Raw genomic sequence first — 15572 nt, forward strand, 5'->3', positions numbered from 1 at the left:
TTATTTACCGGCCAGCTTCTTCGCCTGGGCTTCCAGGATAAGTTGCAGATCGGCGCTGGCGTCGGTTACGTGGGCGTAGGAGCCCATGCCGAGTTGGCTTAGTTTTTTGAGTTTCTGACCGGTATGCTCGTTGCGTCCGAAGGTAAAAACACTTAGATACACGTCCTGACGGGCATTCTGACGAATCATATCGACCACCTCGTCGCTGACGGGGAACTCGCCGTCGGTTGCGAGTACAATGCGGTTATTGCCAGCCCGGATGTATTGTTTGTTGGCAGTTTTGTAGGCAAGCTTAATACCCTCATTACCATCGGTGTCGCCGTCCGATTGCAGCAGGTCGATCATCCTTGAAATTTCGGATGCCTTGGCGCCCGAAGTGGGTTTCAGCACGACCCTCGCCTTGCCGGAATAAAGCACGATGGAAATCATATCCTCGGGCCGCACGAGCGTCAGCAGTGATTTGATGGAGCATTTCAGCAATGGCAGCTTATAAGGCGAGTTCATCGACGACGATACATCGAGCAGGAGAACCATATTGTTCGGCGCAAATCCTTCGAGCGATCGGGTAACGTTTTGCAGCTGTGCATTGCGGTCGACGTACACCGTATCCACGCGTACGCGCTCCACGTACACGGTATCGCGCTTCACCTGTGCTAAGGGCGAAGGTGCTCCCTCGTTCGTGAGCGGGCGTGTATCCTGGCGCACGGGAGGCTTCGGCGCAGCAGGGACTTCGCTGGTATTGGTTTGAACCTGCGCCGTGGTTTCGACCGGCTTTTCCGCTTTGGGTTTTTCGACTTTCGGCTCCTCAATTTTCACCGGAGGCGCATCCGTTTTTTGAGGGTTAGTCCGCCGGAATGCGAAAACATCAGGCTGGTTAATCGTTTTCAGAAGCCCGGCTTTCGACAACTCTATAAAGTTATTGTATTCATAAACCAGCTCATTGTTATAGAAATAATAAAACGACTCATAAGGATGCGCCGCATAACCGGATCTGGCCGGTTTGTATTTCTGAACGCTCTCGGCAAACCGGCCCGCATTGGCACCCAGATCCTCGTAAGGGGTGTACGGACAAAGCCCGTTGCTTCGACCGTAGCGTTGCAGTCCTTTCATGTTCTTGTACTCGTCCGCGATCAACTGGCGACTATCGGCCTCCAACCGGTCGGTTTCCGGGAGTTGGGAAGCCTCTCCTTTCAGATAATCCCGCATACCGAACATCACATCATGCCCATTATCAATGGTTTTCAGCATGGCACTCCCCGCGATGTACCACGAACTTGTGGGTGTAGCATTGGGGTAGCTTTCGTGAATGCGGCGGATGTCGTTGTAGAGCAGCTCTTTCTTTTTATCCAAAACATCGAAAAGAACGAGGTAGCGATCGAGAATGGCGTCGGATCGTTTGAGCTGGTCTTGCAGGTATCGTTTTTCGGAAGTATAACGGATCAGTTCGATGCTCAGGCCGTCCATTTCCTGTAAAACATTCATGAGCACTTCCGTCTGGCCGGTCACCGATTTGCGGTAAGGCTCAGGAATGGCCGAACTCGCATTCAGAAGTAAGGTATATTCCGAGAACGGCAGCTTAAAATCGTCATGCGAATAGCTGAGATTGGCCCGCTTCTGCGCCTTGGACGGGTCGCGGTAATATTCCGCCGAACTCTGGTAATTACGGACGATCATTTGCAGCAAATGCATTTGCCGCAGCGACTGGTTGATCCAGTCCACATATTGATTCAAAGTTTTAATGATCGCAGCGCTGGCAGGCGCATTGGCCTTTTTCACATTCAGCGGCTGAAAGGATTTATCCTGAAATGGCGGGGTGCCCCTGCCTGCATCTGCAACCTCCGCCGAACCCTCCGCCTTCATGACCGGGCTGAAAAACGGATAGTTCAATAACAGGTGCCCGGGTTTGCTGTACCCGACAAACGCCTTGTAAAATTCGAGCATATCATGATTAAATTGCTCTACCAGCGACAGATACACCGCATTGCCATGCTGCGCCGACTGTTGCGCCGCGAAGTTGTGATCATCCAGAGCCCGTCGTTTGATATCCTGCATCGAAGCCAGCGCCGATTTGAAACTTCCTACCATATCCGACGCCGGATATTGAAGCTGCGAGGCGGTATTGCCGATGGTCGCCAATGCCTTTTCGTCGTCCAGCATGCTTTGCCGCACGAGCGCAACCGGCCATTCTGCTTTGTTTTCTTCGTTCAGGTAATAGGGTAATGCTTCCAACAGGCGTTGCTGAGAAGCGATCACCTCGCCCATTGCTTTCTCCGTTACAACGTACGGATCGGTAACCGGGCGGTTCTGAACATCGCCATAAACCTGCCTGATTTGCGTGTACAATGCGTTCTTATCGTGCGCATAGCGCTCAAAAAGCGACTGTATTTCCGTGCCCAGCGCATCCGATTTTTTCAGATTGTCGCGTTCGTAGTCTTTCAGGCGTACATAGGTTTCCAGCGTTTTGCAGGTTTCATCGAGCTTGTTAAGCACGTTCCAGACATTTTCCAATCCGGCGTTGAGCTGCTTCCGCTTCCCGGCCTCGACACCCAGCCCTCCCATTGCCTTTTTGTAATAAAATTCTTCCAATGGCCCCGACGACGGCAAGCGCAAGCCATAATCCGGCTTTTTCCGGTAACGGGTCACGTCGTCCTGGTAATTGCGAAGCATTTTGAACCGGTAAATAACCAGTTCCGACGACTGGCTCAAAAACTCGACATAATGGTTCAGTGAGGTCTGCGGCGCTTCCTGCTGCGCGGCAACCGGGCTGATAATGAATGCAAAAAGAATGATCAGGATGGAGAATCGCCTCATACGTAAACTACTGGAAGTATGTGTGTTATCGAATGCACGAAGGTCGGGATTTTTACCCGGAATTCGCCAGGGCACATACTTCCGTAAAATAAGTCAGATGCGGGCTTTTTATTTTCCCTTCGTAAAAGACATATAATTGCGGAGGCCTGAATACATTCCCTCGTCAATGGAGGCTTGCGGAGATGTCATATTCAGGTATTCCACTCCGGCGCTGGCCGACATGGAAATTACAAATCTCATGGAACCATCCTTTTCCAGAACACCCGTATCGGCGATGTCTTTAAAAGTATCACTGAAAAGGAAAAGAGTGGCTAACTCAATGTTTTTGCCGTCAAGCGATTTAATTTCCATTCTCCAGGTGCCCTTCACAGCCGGCAGTTTCCCGGTGAGATCGTAGCTGATGAAGCTTTTATCCGGCAGGAATTCATAAGCGATCACGCCTGGATTAATAGTCGCTTTTTTCACCCATTGATCCTCGGTATTCCGTTTCAGCCACTCCGAATGGCCTTCTTTCAATTTCCAATAACCTAACAGGGCGGAGTTATCCGGTTCGGGCGTCGTCGCCTTTTTCTCGCTGCAACCCGCGCTCACATTCAGCAAGCCGCAAACCGTCACCAGTGCATAAAAAACCAGCTTTTTCATAGCAATTCACATTTAGAACATTTGAAATACACCGGGCATTTACCCGACGAATTCAAATCTAAATGTGCGAATGGCCGGCTTCAACCAGCAATCGACAAGCGACGTTTTAAATAGACAAATGAGGCGTTTGCTGGCCGCCCGATTGCAGATAGCCGGTGAGTTCCGAAATGTCGATTTTCAGCATTCTGCTTTTGAAAAGGTCGGCCTTGTATTTGAAAATGAAGTTGCGGAGCGACATTCCGGTCTGGTTGAGCACGCAGAGATTGGCGACGTCCTCGGAGATATTGAAGCGCATGAGCAATTCGGGCACCCGGATGTTCTTGTTCTGATGCAATTCCTGCCGCAGGTAATCGATAATGGCCCCGGCCAGGCGCTGGCGCGAAGTGGCTTCCTCGACCTTTTTACTCTCAAAATTATTCCGGGCGAGAATGGTAACGATCAGGTCGATGCTTCCGCGGATCAGCTTGTTATGCGATGTGGGCTGTTGGGTTACTTCAAAAAGGATCTGGTTGATCAGGTAGGTAATCGTTTGGGCGTCGCGCTCGTTTTGGAGCGGTTTGCCCTGGGTAAGGCGTAGGCCGTCGCAGAGGTGTTCGGCCTGTTTGTAAATGTCGGCAAAATCGGGACTGAACTCCTTTTTTTGTAAAAAATCCTCGGAAAGCCAGGTATCGAATGCAATAAGGAAGATTTCGGCACTGCTGTCTTCCTGGAATATCGGATGTTGTCCGGGGCGGAGCAGAATGACGCCGTGCTCAGCATAATCATGCAATTTCCCGTCGAGACTGAAATGCCCCTCCCCGCTGCGGATAAAAAGGATGCGATAATGCGGGGTCAGATCATTGTGGGTTTCCCAAACGCGGGTTTTACTTTGAAGCACATGGTACTTCTTGTGGGCATTAAACTGAATTACTGACATAACACAAACCTCCTGCTGTTTGAACCCAATTTGGTCAAGCCATATTTGGAATGAAAATGCAAATCGCGGAACGCCCGTTTTCCGGGGCTGAAACGGCAATTTTAAATGCAGAAGTCAACGAGAGGTTATTTCCCGAGCCAGCTTTTGAACTCCGTCATCCGCTCGGAGCTCACATATGTCTCCTGCGCAGCGGCCGGATTCAGATCAATTTTCAGCTTTCCGGCCGACATCGCATGCATTTCACGGATCGCGTGGAGCGATAGCAGCATGGTACGGTTAATGCGAAAAAACTCGGCGGGGTCGAGCATTTGCGAAAGCTTTTCCAAACTATATTCCACAGCAAAATGCCGCCCGTCGTACAGCCGCAGGAATGTGGCGCGTTCTTCGATGGTGAAATAGGCGATTTCAGATGTTTTGAAAGTGAACATCCGCGTGCCGGCGCTTACAAGGAAGCGATCCTTGTATTTCTCGTGCGAATGTATGATTTCCTCTGTAGGCTGGCCCTCATTCGTTCTGATTTTCCTGAACTTGTTCAGCGAAGCTTGCAATTCGAGCGGATTAATGGGTTTCAGCAGGTAGTCGATGCTATGCACTTTGAATGCTCGAAGCAGGTAATCGTCGAATGCCGTTGTGAAAATAACCGGGGTCATGAGCCCCTCGCTTTCGAGGATCTTGAAACCATTGTCGTCTTCGAGGTGAATGTCCAGGAAAATAAGGTCGGGTTGCGTGTTGGCCTTGTTTTGTAAATAAGCAATGGTTTCGAAAACCGACGGAATAATGCCGAGCACGCAAATGGAAGGATCTATATGGTGGATCAGGTTTTGCAGGCGCTCGGCACTCAGTTCCTCGTCCTCGACAATCAGTACATTCATGACAACAAAGGGATTTTGACAGTAAAATGGGTGGCTGTCCTTTCGATCACCACACATCTGTCCTGCAACAGATTATAACGGCTGATAATGTTTTTTAACCCAAGACGCGTTGTAGGCTGATCTTGTTGCCTCAATTGCAAAGGATTGCTGACCACAAGCATTTGATCAATAATTTTAATGCTGATAATCAAAGGATTGAGCAACGACATCGTATTGTGCTTCACTGCATTTTCCACCAACAGCTGTAAAGTCAACGGAATAATGGCATACCGTTCCTGGTCCGCAGGCGAAAGCGTCGAGTCGAGCACGACCTTTTCCTTGAAACGCGTCCGCAGCAGGTACATATAAGTATCGAGGAACTTCATTTCCTCCTTCAAACTAATCTTATCCAGTTCCGATTGTTCCAGAATATAACGGTACGCCGCCGATAGCTCCTGTATAAACTCCCCCGATTGCTCCGGCCGCGACTCCACCAGCGACGATAGCACACTGAGGTTGTTGAACAAAAAGTGCGGGCTGACCTGGTTTTTCAATGCCAGAAAACGCGCATGCATATTCTCTTTTTCCAAACGCTCGGAGTCTACAAGCAGCTTTTTCATCTTTTCCTGCACCTGATTGCTCACGCAGAGGTAATAGGCGGCGATGAGCGCGAGGATCGTGAGCGCCTGCCCCGCACGCCAACGCGTATGCATGAGGTCGCGCGTGCGAAGGTCCCCCCAGATAGGCCTGGGGTAAGGGTTCCACCATTGGCTCATGAGGCCCCAGGTGCGCGCCAGGATCATATTGAACAAAACAGCGAGCAGCACGGCGGGTATCAATGCAATGAGCTGATCACGGATACTGAATGCGGGTGACTTGTCGGTGCCGGTGAGGGAGGCCTGTTTTCTCAGGAACCAGTCCATCAGGTAAATCCATGAGGTATAAAAAACGGTGCTGATCACGATTTCCAGCCCAAACAGCGGCAGGTTACGCGGGATGGTATGCCAATATTGCTGGGGGACGTTTATATAGGTTCGGAGCGGAATGTAAACCAGTGCAAGGGCGAAACCCAGCAGCCATTTTTGCCCGAAAAGATAAGGCCGCATAGTTAAGAGGTCAGTTAGGATGCCCAAAAATAAGGTAATTTCATGAAAATTTATCAGTATTTTGCAAGACTCAAATGAACCAGAAACACTTAAATCTGCCCCTATGACCCGTTTTTTCGTTACCGCAGCTGCTGTGCTGCTTTCCCTGAACACCTACTCGCAAGCACTCAACACCCTCACCGCCACTGAGAAGAAAGAAGGCTGGAAATTGCTGTTCGACGGCAAAGATCTGAAAGGCTGGCATGCATACAATGGCAAGGCACCCGGCTCCGCCTGGCTGATCGAGGATGGCGCCATTAAACTGAATGTGCCCGAAAGAGCAGGCAACAAGGCCAAGAACGGCGGCGACATCGTGATCAACGAGGCCGTAAATGGCGATTTCGAGTTCAAAGCCGAATGGAAAGTGAGCAAATATGCCAACAGCGGCATCTTCTTTTTTGTACAAGAATCCCCTACCTACAAAAATATGCACGATACCGGGCTGGAATTGCAGGTGATCGACGATAAAATTTATGAAGGCGCCAAAGAAAATACGCACCGCGCAAGCGACTTTTTCGGTGTTGCGAATGCCCGCCTCCGCGAAGGCAACCCGCAAGGCGAATGGAACAAGATCCATTTCATTGTCAAAAAAGGCAAACTGACCGTGTACCAGAACGAGTTCACGGTGCAGGAGCACGACCTCAACGGCACCGATTGGAAACAGCGCATTGCCAACAGTGGCCTGAAAGCGGCGCCAATTTCCAAGGGCAATTACAAGGGACGCATCGGCTTGCAGGACTGGGGCAGCACCGTTTGGTACCGCAATATCAAGCTGAGGAAATTGTAGGAAGTAAGCCGGGGCCATGCTCCGGCTTTTTTATTAGTCGCCCTTCAAAAAGCGCTCCTGCAAATACCAACGCACGCACGAATCGCCGTCCATCCGCCGGACGAAGCTGAAATACATATCCGACGGGCATCCGTAGGCACCCACAAACATGACTCCTATTTTCGGGTATTTCCGGACAATACTATCCGGCACAACCAGCTGATTCGACGTCGTGCTTGCGTAATAGGGCACGTACGTCTGCGCGCCAGAAGTATCTTTTAACGGCGCCAGCACCCAATCGAGGGCTACGGAGGAAGGTGAATCGGCCGTGAGCAACAGCCCGTCGGTACCCGAGTAACAATTCGCCGAAACCGCCACCTGCTCCACCGGCACGCAACTATCACGTTTATCCACTTTCTTTTCGGAACAGGCCAGAGCAATGGCGGCGAGGGCCAGGAGTTTTTTCATAGAAATAGCAGTTTTAATGCATGACACAGCTCTTCATGCCATGGTTGTCATCGCTAAAAGCCACTATCCTATCACCCTTACCTATTCATGATTGCCCGGATCTGTTGCAGATGATTAATGTCATACCCTGCATAATACAATGCAATGTCACAGATACTTCCCTTGCCCAGTTCCGCCTGATGCCAAAATAGTCCATTGGTGGCTTCCGGCAGACGTAACAATTGCAGGTTTGCTTGGCGCAATATGACGAATAATAAATCCGCTTTTGTTGGAACAAATACGAGCAATAGTTATTTTTGATACCAAATTATTGATATCAAAAATATCAATAAGTAACTCAAACGTTCCTATGGCACTCCCCCTCCTGAAAAACGGCATGTTTAGCAGGTTGCAAGAAGATATTCTTGCATTGCAGGGCTTTCGTGCGCCTGTTGGGGCCAGGAAGATCGATTTCGGATTAGGGGCTATGAATACCTCGTTTCCCAATCATACATTTCCTACGGGAGCTGTACATGAGTTTATCAGTAACGACCCTGAAAGCGCTGCGGCGACGACCGGCTTTATCGCAGCGCTGCTGGGGAAACTGATGGGGGAATATGGTATATGCCTGTGGATCGGCATACGGCCTATCGTGTTCGCGGCGTCATTGAAAGCATTTGGCGTGGAACCGCACCGCGTAATTTTCATTGACCTCAGTAAAGAGAAGGATGTGATATGGGCCGTGGAAGAAGCATTGAAATGCGAATCGCTGGCGGCCGTGGTCGGGGAGCTTCGTGAAATCACATTTACGGAATCCCGGCGCCTGCAACTGGCTGTGGAGCAAAGCCGGGTTACCGGTTTCCTGCATCGCTGCAATCCGCGCACAGTGAATACCCTTGCGTGTGTATCACGCTGGCAAATCACCCCGATAGCCAGCCAACTGGAAGAAGGCATGCCCGGCGTGGGGCATCCGTGCTGGCGTGTGCAGCTGCAAAAGATCCGGAATGGAGAGCCGGGAGAATGGGAAATGCAATGGGCTAGCGGGCAATTCGAATACCTCCAAAAAGAGGTTGCGGAAACGCCGCCGGTTTATTTGCGACAAACCGGTTGATCGAATACGCATTAAGTTTGTTTCAATTATTTAATTTATATATATAATTTTATTTTATATTTATAAACTAAAAATTGACTGAACAGCCATGACGCGTTACTTACTGCTTCCATTCGCCTTCGTTTTTCATGCAGCATTGCTGACTTGCGAAAAATCGGCTCCCAACGTCGCCACAAACAAAGCAACCGACACAACCGGCACTATCATCGAAGAAATCGGTACACAGGCGTTCGAAGGCGAGTTTTACGACAATATGCCCAACGCCTTTGACGGAGAATTAATGATGGTCCCCGAAGACTTTGTGCCTATTGATGTGGATACCGAGCCTCAATTTCCCGGCGGTCAAGTCGCTCTTCAAAAATACATTAACAAATACCTCGAAATACCACGCGCAGTCCGGCGCCTGAAAGTGACCGGTAAGGTATACACGTCGTTTATCATCTCAGAAACAGGCGTAATCGAAGAAGCCTCGATCGTTAAAAGTCTGCAATACAACTGCGATCAAGCTGCATTGGACCTGATCAATCACATGCCCAAATGGAAACCGGCAGTCAAAGACGGCATACCGGTGAGTGTCAGGCATTATCTTGAAATACCTTTTGATTACCGTGACCGCTAGGCCGTTATCTTCCTATTTGTCGTTTAAAAAACTTCCACGACTCCTCGAACATATCGAAATCCGTCACGAACTCGTGCTTACCGTTGATTACTTTCAGCAAAGTGACTTCGGGCTTGCCTTTCTTTTGATAGGTGTATTTCTCCACCGTGATATTGTTGGAAGTATCGCCATCCGGCATGATGGATTTCACCGGCTCACCGGAATACCCGTCCAGCTTTGCCCAGTATCGGAATGATTGGTCCGTAGACCGTACCGTTCCCAACGTAACACCCGGCGTTGTTACCTCACCTCCATTGTAAGGATTGGTCTGATCCGCCGTGCCGTTGGTGATCATCACCGGAAGCGGCACATTCATGGAAGCACAATCCATATTTTCATCGGTAGGAAGGTTGGCTACGATCGCCGAAACCGCCCGGATTTTCCCAGGCATCGTGAGTGCGAGCTTATAGGCCATATGTCCGCCGCCCGAAAAGCCCGTTGCAAAAACCTGCTTCTTATTAATTTTGTATTTTGAAGCAAAAAGGTCGATCAACGCGGTGAAAAATGCCTCCTCGTTCAGGTTTTGCGTATTCGCTATTGCTGTGGAAGCCTTGCGGCATTCGTTCCAGTACTTTTTATATCCGCCCGGATAAACCACCAACACGTTCTCCGACTCCGAAAGCGATTCCAGTTTCGCGCCCCTGCGCGCAAAGCCCAATGGCTCTCCACCGGACCCGTGCATGACAAACACCATACTGGCTCCCTGCTTCACTTTCACAGAAGGATTATAGGCATACACCCGGTAATGTCCATCGATTAATAATGAATCCAGCACGTGCTGGGCATTGGCGGAAAACGCAACGAGGATCAGGAGTGTGAAAAGTAGCTGCTTGAACATGGACGATGAAATTGAATTGTGCTCATGCAAGTTACATAGCGGGCAGGAAATTTTGGACCAAAATCAATCAAATCCTGCTTTCAAACATCCATACATGCCCAAAAGGATCCATTACATCTCCCTGCCGGTAGCCATAGTCGTAATCCTGCACCGGCGAGGTAACTTTTGCTCCTGCGGCTACTGCCCTTGCCATGTAGGCATCCACATCGTCTACAAATAACCCGATCGTCACCGTCGATCCCTGATGACGTAACGGGCTGAATGAAGCGGGGTTTCGGGTTTCCTCATGCAAATGGAAAATTGCGCCGTTAATCGATAGCTCCGAAACATGAATGGTGCCGTCGTCGTTGCTGAAACGGCGAAGCTCAACCGCTCCAAGGCCATTAATGTAAAAATCGACATCCCTCACACCATTCGGGATGTAAAGCTGAGGCGCAAAAACGGGTCTAACTGTTTCCATAATAGCGTTTTGCATTAATACCGTTATGATAAGCGCTTTCCCTTTACTCCCTACTCCTTTCTCCCTTTACTACCTTTTCAACATTCGTTCGATAGCCTTCAGAACCGCCTCCCGGTTCTTCGCGGCTTTAATAAATTGCGGAAGTTTCTCGACCATCGTCGTAATTCGCATCGTTTGCCTTTCCCGCAACCTTGCGGTTACGTAATTACGGATTTCGAGCAAATGCTCCCTGTTACTGGCCCAAAGCGTATCGCTTTTCACATTTTCCTGAAACCAAAGCGGCAGACCAAATACCGGGTCCGTAAGCCTTTCTGCGCTATATTTCAATCGATAAGGCACATTATTGGGCTTATACACTTCCGGCACATGACAATGCGGACAAGAATATTTCAGCTCGGCGACTTTCTCCCTGTTATTCGGAATACTCACCTCGATCGACTCCCCGCAATGGCCGCAAGCGCGACTGATAGTTGCCGTGTATCGCAAACGTTTGTCGGCAGTTTCCGAATAGTTGCAATGATGGCACACCAGCTTGTCGTCGCCAATCCCCACAAGGTCTTTCTTAATCACCCGCGCTGCTTGGACACATTTCGGGCATTCCACCCAAAATTCCTTTGCATACGCGTAACGCGTCGTAGGCGGGCCTACGTAACGGTTAGCTTCACTTTCCATGTCGTCACTTTTTAATAGTAATATCGGGAACAGATGCCTTGGCAACGTCTGCGATCAATGCCTTACGTTCAACTTTAAGCCGGGTCAGAAACGGCTGAATGTCTTTGCCGTAAGCGCGGTTACTAAGTGCATACAGCAATATCCCCTTTTGCCCCAACTTCGCCGTAATTGCTTTGAAACGATATACATCGTGTTCGTAAATGCTTTTTGCGTCGTCGGCCGCCGTCTGCCCGAGCAGGCAATCGATGATCTTTTCGCCGGTAGCTGCATTGCCGATCACCTCGTAATTAACATCGAGCGTCTTTTTCAACTGATCCAATTCACGGAGCTTGGTCCGTACCGCATCATCCACGCTCGCCGTTGCCACTACAAAATCAATCGTAATCATTGATTTGTAATTCGGAAAATCATCGCCGGCCACCAGGTACTCCTGCTTGTAAAGCGAAACATCCGGATGCGACGACCATTTCAACGGGTAGCTTTTCTTTTGGAATAGAATAGGTCCGGGAATGCCCATGTAATTGACCGCCGGCTTATTGCTCTGGCCAAAACTTTGAACCGAGGCCAACAGCAGAGAAGCTGTGGCCAGGGTAATCGATTGAATGATCACTTTCATGCGTGTATGGATGATGTGCGAAACAAGATTGCAGTGTCCGGCTCATTGTTGAACCGGACCGCAAACTTATCATGTCAATCAACCAAACGCAATATACACAAGGGCACAACCTCGCCACAAAACCATTGATTCACAATAAATTGAGTTAACGGCACATCCAAAAGACATTACCCCTGCACTTTGGCAAGATAAGTATCCAACTGTCCCCAGGTACCTTCGTATCCCTGGTTCATGCTGGCATTCAAATCCGCGAAAGTTTTTTCCTGTTCAGGTGTCGCATTGACCGGCTCGGCGTAAAGGGTCAGTGTGGTAACGCCATTGGCCTCACTCAGAGTAATGCGGTTATGCACTTCCAATGGGAAATCGATCGGGAATGGCGACGAAGTAATATTACCCTCCGGATCGGTGAAAGAGCTCAGGAATTCGATAGAATCCGGCTGTTGAATTTTTTGATAGCGAAAGAGTGCCCACATCAGCAATCCGTTGTTATCGAGTTTGTAATGGGTCCTCCCTCCTTCACGAAAGTCAAAACTCAGCACAGTGAGTGTAGATCCCGCCGGCCCCCACCACGCTGCAAACGCCTCCCTGGAAGCGAAAGCATTGTACACTAATGGCTGTGGCGCTTTGAATTGGCGTACGATTTTTAATTCCGCTTTGGGTGTTATCTGGTTTTCCATGTTATTGATCGGATTGATTGTTGTTTTGAATTCGGTTCAGATAGTGATCGAGTGAATCGAACTGCGTGTTCCAGAACTGCCGGTACTGGTCGATCCACGTAGATACTTCTTTCAAAGCATCCAGCTTCGCCTCGCAATACCGCTCACGCCCTTCCTGCCTCACCATCACCATCCCACATTCCATTAAAATCTTAATGTGCTGGGAAACAGCAGGCCTGCTGATCGAAAAGTTCTCAGCAATAGCATTCAGGTTCATGGATTGATAGGCTATGAGGTTAATAATCTGCCTGCGGGTAGGATCTGCAATCGCCTGAAAAACATCTCTTCTTGCTTCAACGGACATACATGTAAGTATTTGCTTACATAATAGTATATGTAAGTATTCACTTACGCAAATTTCCGAAGCAGAATTTTTTCAAAAATTTGTCAATCATGAAAATCAGGCTATTTGAGGCGCCTCCTCGACCCTTTATCGAGTTTTTTGATATTTTCCGCAGGCGGAAGGTTCTCAGGCATGGTACCACCCAGCTCCTGAATCGTTTGACGCACCTTGGCGCCCACTTCGAAATGCGTTTGATTGGCTTTATCCTTCCCAACTATATTCTCTCTCCTCAATTTATCGTCGGTCTGCGTAGCTCGAAAGACATTTGCAGCTAATTCGGAACTACCCATATGATCAGGCAGATTCTGGCTGTTTTTCAAACCCTTTCTCTCACGGATTGCTTTGGCATCAAGCCCGCCATACAGCCCCATGTAGCCATGATTTTGGAAAATCGCATAGTCGATCGGCTCAACAACGCCCGCCGTCTTAGCGGCTTCTGCTAAAAGTAGGTTATTCCGCGTCAGTTCGCCTCGCAGGAAAACCCGCTTTTCGTCTTCGGTATTCAACCGGTTGTACTCCTCCATTTGCCGGATTTCCTGCAAACGGGTTTGTACAGCGAAGTAAGTCTGCCCCAGGGCAACTACTTCTTTTGCGGGATCCGCATTCTGGACAATCAGGTAGCAGGCGTAGCGGGAGAGCTTGATATCATCGACACTTCGTTTTCCTCCTTTTCCCAATTCGATCATTCCGAGCATATCCTCGAAATGATCCTTGACGTTCTGTCCACTATTCGCACATGCCTCCTTGGCACGTTCAACCGCTGGTTTAAAATGCCGATACTCTGTGTATTCCAGCACTTTTGCCAAATCTCTGGCACTCCAAAACTCGTTACCGTTGTCGTCGGATTTTCTGATTTGCTCGAAGAGCGAGGGGCCTTGATGTGAAGTCATACTATTCAAATTTTAAGTGTGTAAAAAGCTTTCAACAAAGCAAAAAAATTGCTGGCAATTTTCAAAGTGTTTTGATATTATTGTAATCTATTTTAAGATATTAAAAGTATCATAAATAATTAATAACCTCATCAACAGAATATTAAAATGCCATCCCGCTTCATTTCCATATGGTTCCCTAACCTCGCAACGGACCGCCAGATTCGGGTCAGACCGGAGCTATATGGGCTTGAATTTGCGCTTGCAGCACCCGAACGTGGGCGAATGGTAGTGACCGCGGTAAGTGCCGAAGCCCGGGCATTAGGCATTGAGCCTGGTATGGTCGTGGCGGACGCCCGGGCCATACTCCCCTCATTGATAGTCCTGGACGATGAGCCGGAGGTTACCAGGCAGGCGTTGCAGGCCCTCGCCGAATGGTGCCTGCGTTACACCCCGACCGTCGCGCTGAATGCGCCGGATGGCCTTATTCTCGACGTGACCGGGTGCGCGTACCTGTGGGGAGGCGAGCGTGCGTACATGAATGATCTCATAAGCAGGCTTAACCAGGCTGGCTTCACAATACGTGCCGCTATGGCCAATACCATTGGAACAGCCTGGGCCCATGCGCATTATGGACGCCTGGGCGCAATTATTCCGCCGGGGGAACAACACAATGCACTGTTGAAACTTCCTCCCGCAGCACTTCGTCTCCCACCCGAAACGTTGGAAAAATTGCAGAAGCTGGGATTTTACACCATCAGCAGTTTCATACAGATACCTGCCAGAATGCTACGCCGACGCTTTGGGGAAGATTTGCTGGAAAAACTGAACAAAGCGCTCGGGTACTCGCAGGAATTCATCGAACCAATCCGGCAGGCTATCCCTTACCAGGAACGGCTTCCCTGCCTGGAACCCATTGTTACTGCCACAGGCATTGAAATAGCTTTGCAAAAACTACTGGAAATGCTTTGTACCCGCCTCGTAAAGGAGGGTAAGGGGCTGCGCAAAAGTGTTTTAAGCTGCTTCCGCGTGGATGGCAAAACGCAGCAAATCGATATAGTAACGAACCGCGCATCTCATCATATCAAGCACCTTTTCAGGCTTTTTGAATTGAAAATCAAAACCATTGCGCCCGGTTTTGGAATCGAGTTGTTCCTTCTTGAAGCGCCCGAGGTAGAAGACATGAACGTGACACAGGAAACGATGTGGGACACCACAGGCGGTTTTGAAAATGCGGCCATTACCGAATTACTCGATGCCGTCATAGGACGGACCGGGACCGACACGGTTCACAGGTATTTGCCTGATGAACACCATTGGCCCGAAAGGTCCGTCAAAACAGTGACCTCCCTGCGCGAAAAGCCGCATACAAGCTGGCGTACCGACCGGCAAAGGCCTGTTTTCCTGCTCCCAAAACCCGAAAGTATACAAGTGACCGCACCGGTCCCGGATTATCCTCCTACCGTTTTCAGCTACCAGGGTAAGGTACATTACATAGGTAAATCGGAAGGCCCCGAGCGCATCGAGCAGGAATGGTGGTTGCAACAGGGCCTGCACCGCGACTATTATACATTGGAAGATCAGGAGGGACAGCGTTACTGGGTTTTCAGGCTGGGCCCATATTCCGAAGAAGCGGAAGATAAAAAGCCTGAATGGTTCATACATGGTTTTTTCGCCTGAAAGGAAGGCGATTTACCCGAATTACACTTCA

General features: G+C 49.5%; 17 protein-coding genes. 4 read left to right on the plus strand and 13 right to left on the minus strand.

Annotated features, from left to right (window positions below):
- The 5 genes from CLV60_RS17305 to CLV60_RS17325 all read right to left on the minus strand — a co-directional run bounded on the left by CLV60_RS17305 (window position 1) and on the right by CLV60_RS17325 (window position 6326).
- A complete protein-coding gene (locus CLV60_RS17305; RefSeq protein ID WP_106596635.1) occupies window positions 1-2811 on the minus strand; it encodes a vWA domain-containing protein in 2811 nt (936 codons plus the stop codon).
- A 108-nt stretch (window positions 2812-2919) separates the two neighbouring features.
- Window positions 2920-3453 carry a hypothetical protein gene (locus tag CLV60_RS17310; RefSeq protein WP_106596636.1) on the minus strand — a complete coding sequence of 178 codons (534 nt, stop codon included), beginning with the start codon at window positions 3451-3453 and terminating at the stop codon, window positions 2920-2922.
- 106 nt (window positions 3454-3559) lie between these two features.
- Window positions 3560-4369 carry a hypothetical protein gene (locus CLV60_RS17315; RefSeq protein ID WP_106596865.1) on the minus strand — a complete coding sequence of 270 codons (810 nt, stop codon included), beginning with the start codon at window positions 4367-4369 and terminating at the stop codon, window positions 3560-3562.
- Between the two features lie 125 nt (window positions 4370-4494).
- On the minus strand, window positions 4495-5241 hold the full coding sequence (locus CLV60_RS17320) for a LytR/AlgR family response regulator transcription factor (protein WP_106596637.1): 747 nt from the start codon (window positions 5239-5241) through the stop codon (window positions 4495-4497).
- Window positions 5238-6326: a sensor histidine kinase gene (locus tag CLV60_RS17325; RefSeq protein WP_106596638.1), complete on the minus strand. Its 1089-nt coding sequence runs from the start codon at window positions 6324-6326 to the stop codon at window positions 5238-5240. Before CLV60_RS17325 ends, CLV60_RS17320 begins: the two co-directional genes overlap by 4 nt.
- A 103-nt stretch (window positions 6327-6429) precedes the next feature.
- Here CLV60_RS17325 and CLV60_RS17330 point away from each other — a divergent pair, with 103 nt between their 5' ends.
- Window positions 6430-7152: a 3-keto-disaccharide hydrolase gene (locus CLV60_RS17330; protein WP_106596639.1), complete on the plus strand. Its 723-nt coding sequence runs from the start codon at window positions 6430-6432 to the stop codon at window positions 7150-7152.
- 33 nt (window positions 7153-7185) lie between these two features.
- Here CLV60_RS17330 and CLV60_RS17335 read toward each other — a convergent pair whose 3' ends face one another.
- Window positions 7186-7599 carry a hypothetical protein gene (locus CLV60_RS17335; protein ID WP_106596640.1) on the minus strand — a complete coding sequence of 138 codons (414 nt, stop codon included), beginning with the start codon at window positions 7597-7599 and terminating at the stop codon, window positions 7186-7188.
- Between the two features lie 349 nt (window positions 7600-7948).
- Here CLV60_RS17335 and CLV60_RS17345 point away from each other — a divergent pair, with 349 nt between their 5' ends.
- Together CLV60_RS17345 and CLV60_RS17350 are read left to right on the plus strand one after the other, a co-directional pair.
- Window positions 7949-8689, plus strand: coding sequence for an ImuA family protein (locus CLV60_RS17345; protein WP_106596642.1), 741 nt, complete (start codon window positions 7949-7951; stop codon window positions 8687-8689).
- A gap of 88 nt (window positions 8690-8777) precedes the next feature.
- Window positions 8778-9308 (plus strand): energy transducer TonB, encoded by a 531-nt coding sequence (locus tag CLV60_RS17350; protein WP_106596643.1) that lies wholly within the window; start codon window positions 8778-8780, stop codon window positions 9306-9308.
- A gap of 4 nt (window positions 9309-9312) precedes the next feature.
- On the opposite strand, the gene CLV60_RS17355 is transcribed toward CLV60_RS17350, so the two are convergent.
- The 7 genes from CLV60_RS17355 to dinD all read right to left on the minus strand — a co-directional run bounded on the left by CLV60_RS17355 (window position 9313) and on the right by dinD (window position 13882).
- The gene (locus CLV60_RS17355; protein ID WP_106596644.1) at window positions 9313-10185 is read right to left on the minus strand and encodes a CE1 family esterase; all 873 of its coding nucleotides are present in this window, start codon (window positions 10183-10185) and stop codon (window positions 9313-9315) included.
- A 67-nt stretch (window positions 10186-10252) separates the two neighbouring features.
- Entirely contained in the window at window positions 10253-10645 is a 393-nt protein-coding gene (locus CLV60_RS17360; protein WP_106596645.1) for a VOC family protein, read from the minus strand.
- 69 nt (window positions 10646-10714) lie between these two features.
- On the minus strand, window positions 10715-11317 hold the full coding sequence (locus CLV60_RS17365; protein ID WP_106596646.1) for a hypothetical protein: 603 nt from the start codon (window positions 11315-11317) through the stop codon (window positions 10715-10717).
- Window positions 11318-11321: 4 nt separating this feature from the next.
- Window positions 11322-11933 carry an HI_0983 family protein gene (locus CLV60_RS17370; RefSeq protein ID WP_229211013.1) on the minus strand — a complete coding sequence of 204 codons (612 nt, stop codon included), beginning with the start codon at window positions 11931-11933 and terminating at the stop codon, window positions 11322-11324.
- A 167-nt stretch (window positions 11934-12100) separates the two neighbouring features.
- Window positions 12101-12610 (minus strand): SRPBCC family protein, encoded by a 510-nt coding sequence (locus tag CLV60_RS17375; RefSeq protein WP_106596647.1) that lies wholly within the window; start codon window positions 12608-12610, stop codon window positions 12101-12103.
- Window position 12611: 1 nt separating this feature from the next.
- Window positions 12612-12953: an ArsR/SmtB family transcription factor gene (locus CLV60_RS17380; protein WP_090387246.1), complete on the minus strand. Its 342-nt coding sequence runs from the start codon at window positions 12951-12953 to the stop codon at window positions 12612-12614.
- A gap of 101 nt (window positions 12954-13054) precedes the next feature.
- The gene (gene dinD / locus CLV60_RS17385; protein WP_211302250.1) at window positions 13055-13882 is read right to left on the minus strand and encodes a DNA damage-inducible protein D; all 828 of its coding nucleotides are present in this window, start codon (window positions 13880-13882) and stop codon (window positions 13055-13057) included.
- 147 nt (window positions 13883-14029) lie between these two features.
- On the opposite strand from dinD, the gene CLV60_RS17390 reads away from it, so the two are divergent.
- A complete protein-coding gene (locus CLV60_RS17390; protein ID WP_106596649.1) occupies window positions 14030-15541 on the plus strand; it encodes a Y-family DNA polymerase in 1512 nt (503 codons plus the stop codon).
- Window positions 15542-15572 lie beyond the last annotated feature (31 nt).

The sequence above is a fragment of the Dyadobacter jiangsuensis genome (assembly GCF_003014695.1).
In the GTDB taxonomy this organism is placed as follows: Bacteria; Bacteroidota; Bacteroidia; order Cytophagales; family Spirosomataceae; genus Dyadobacter; species Dyadobacter jiangsuensis.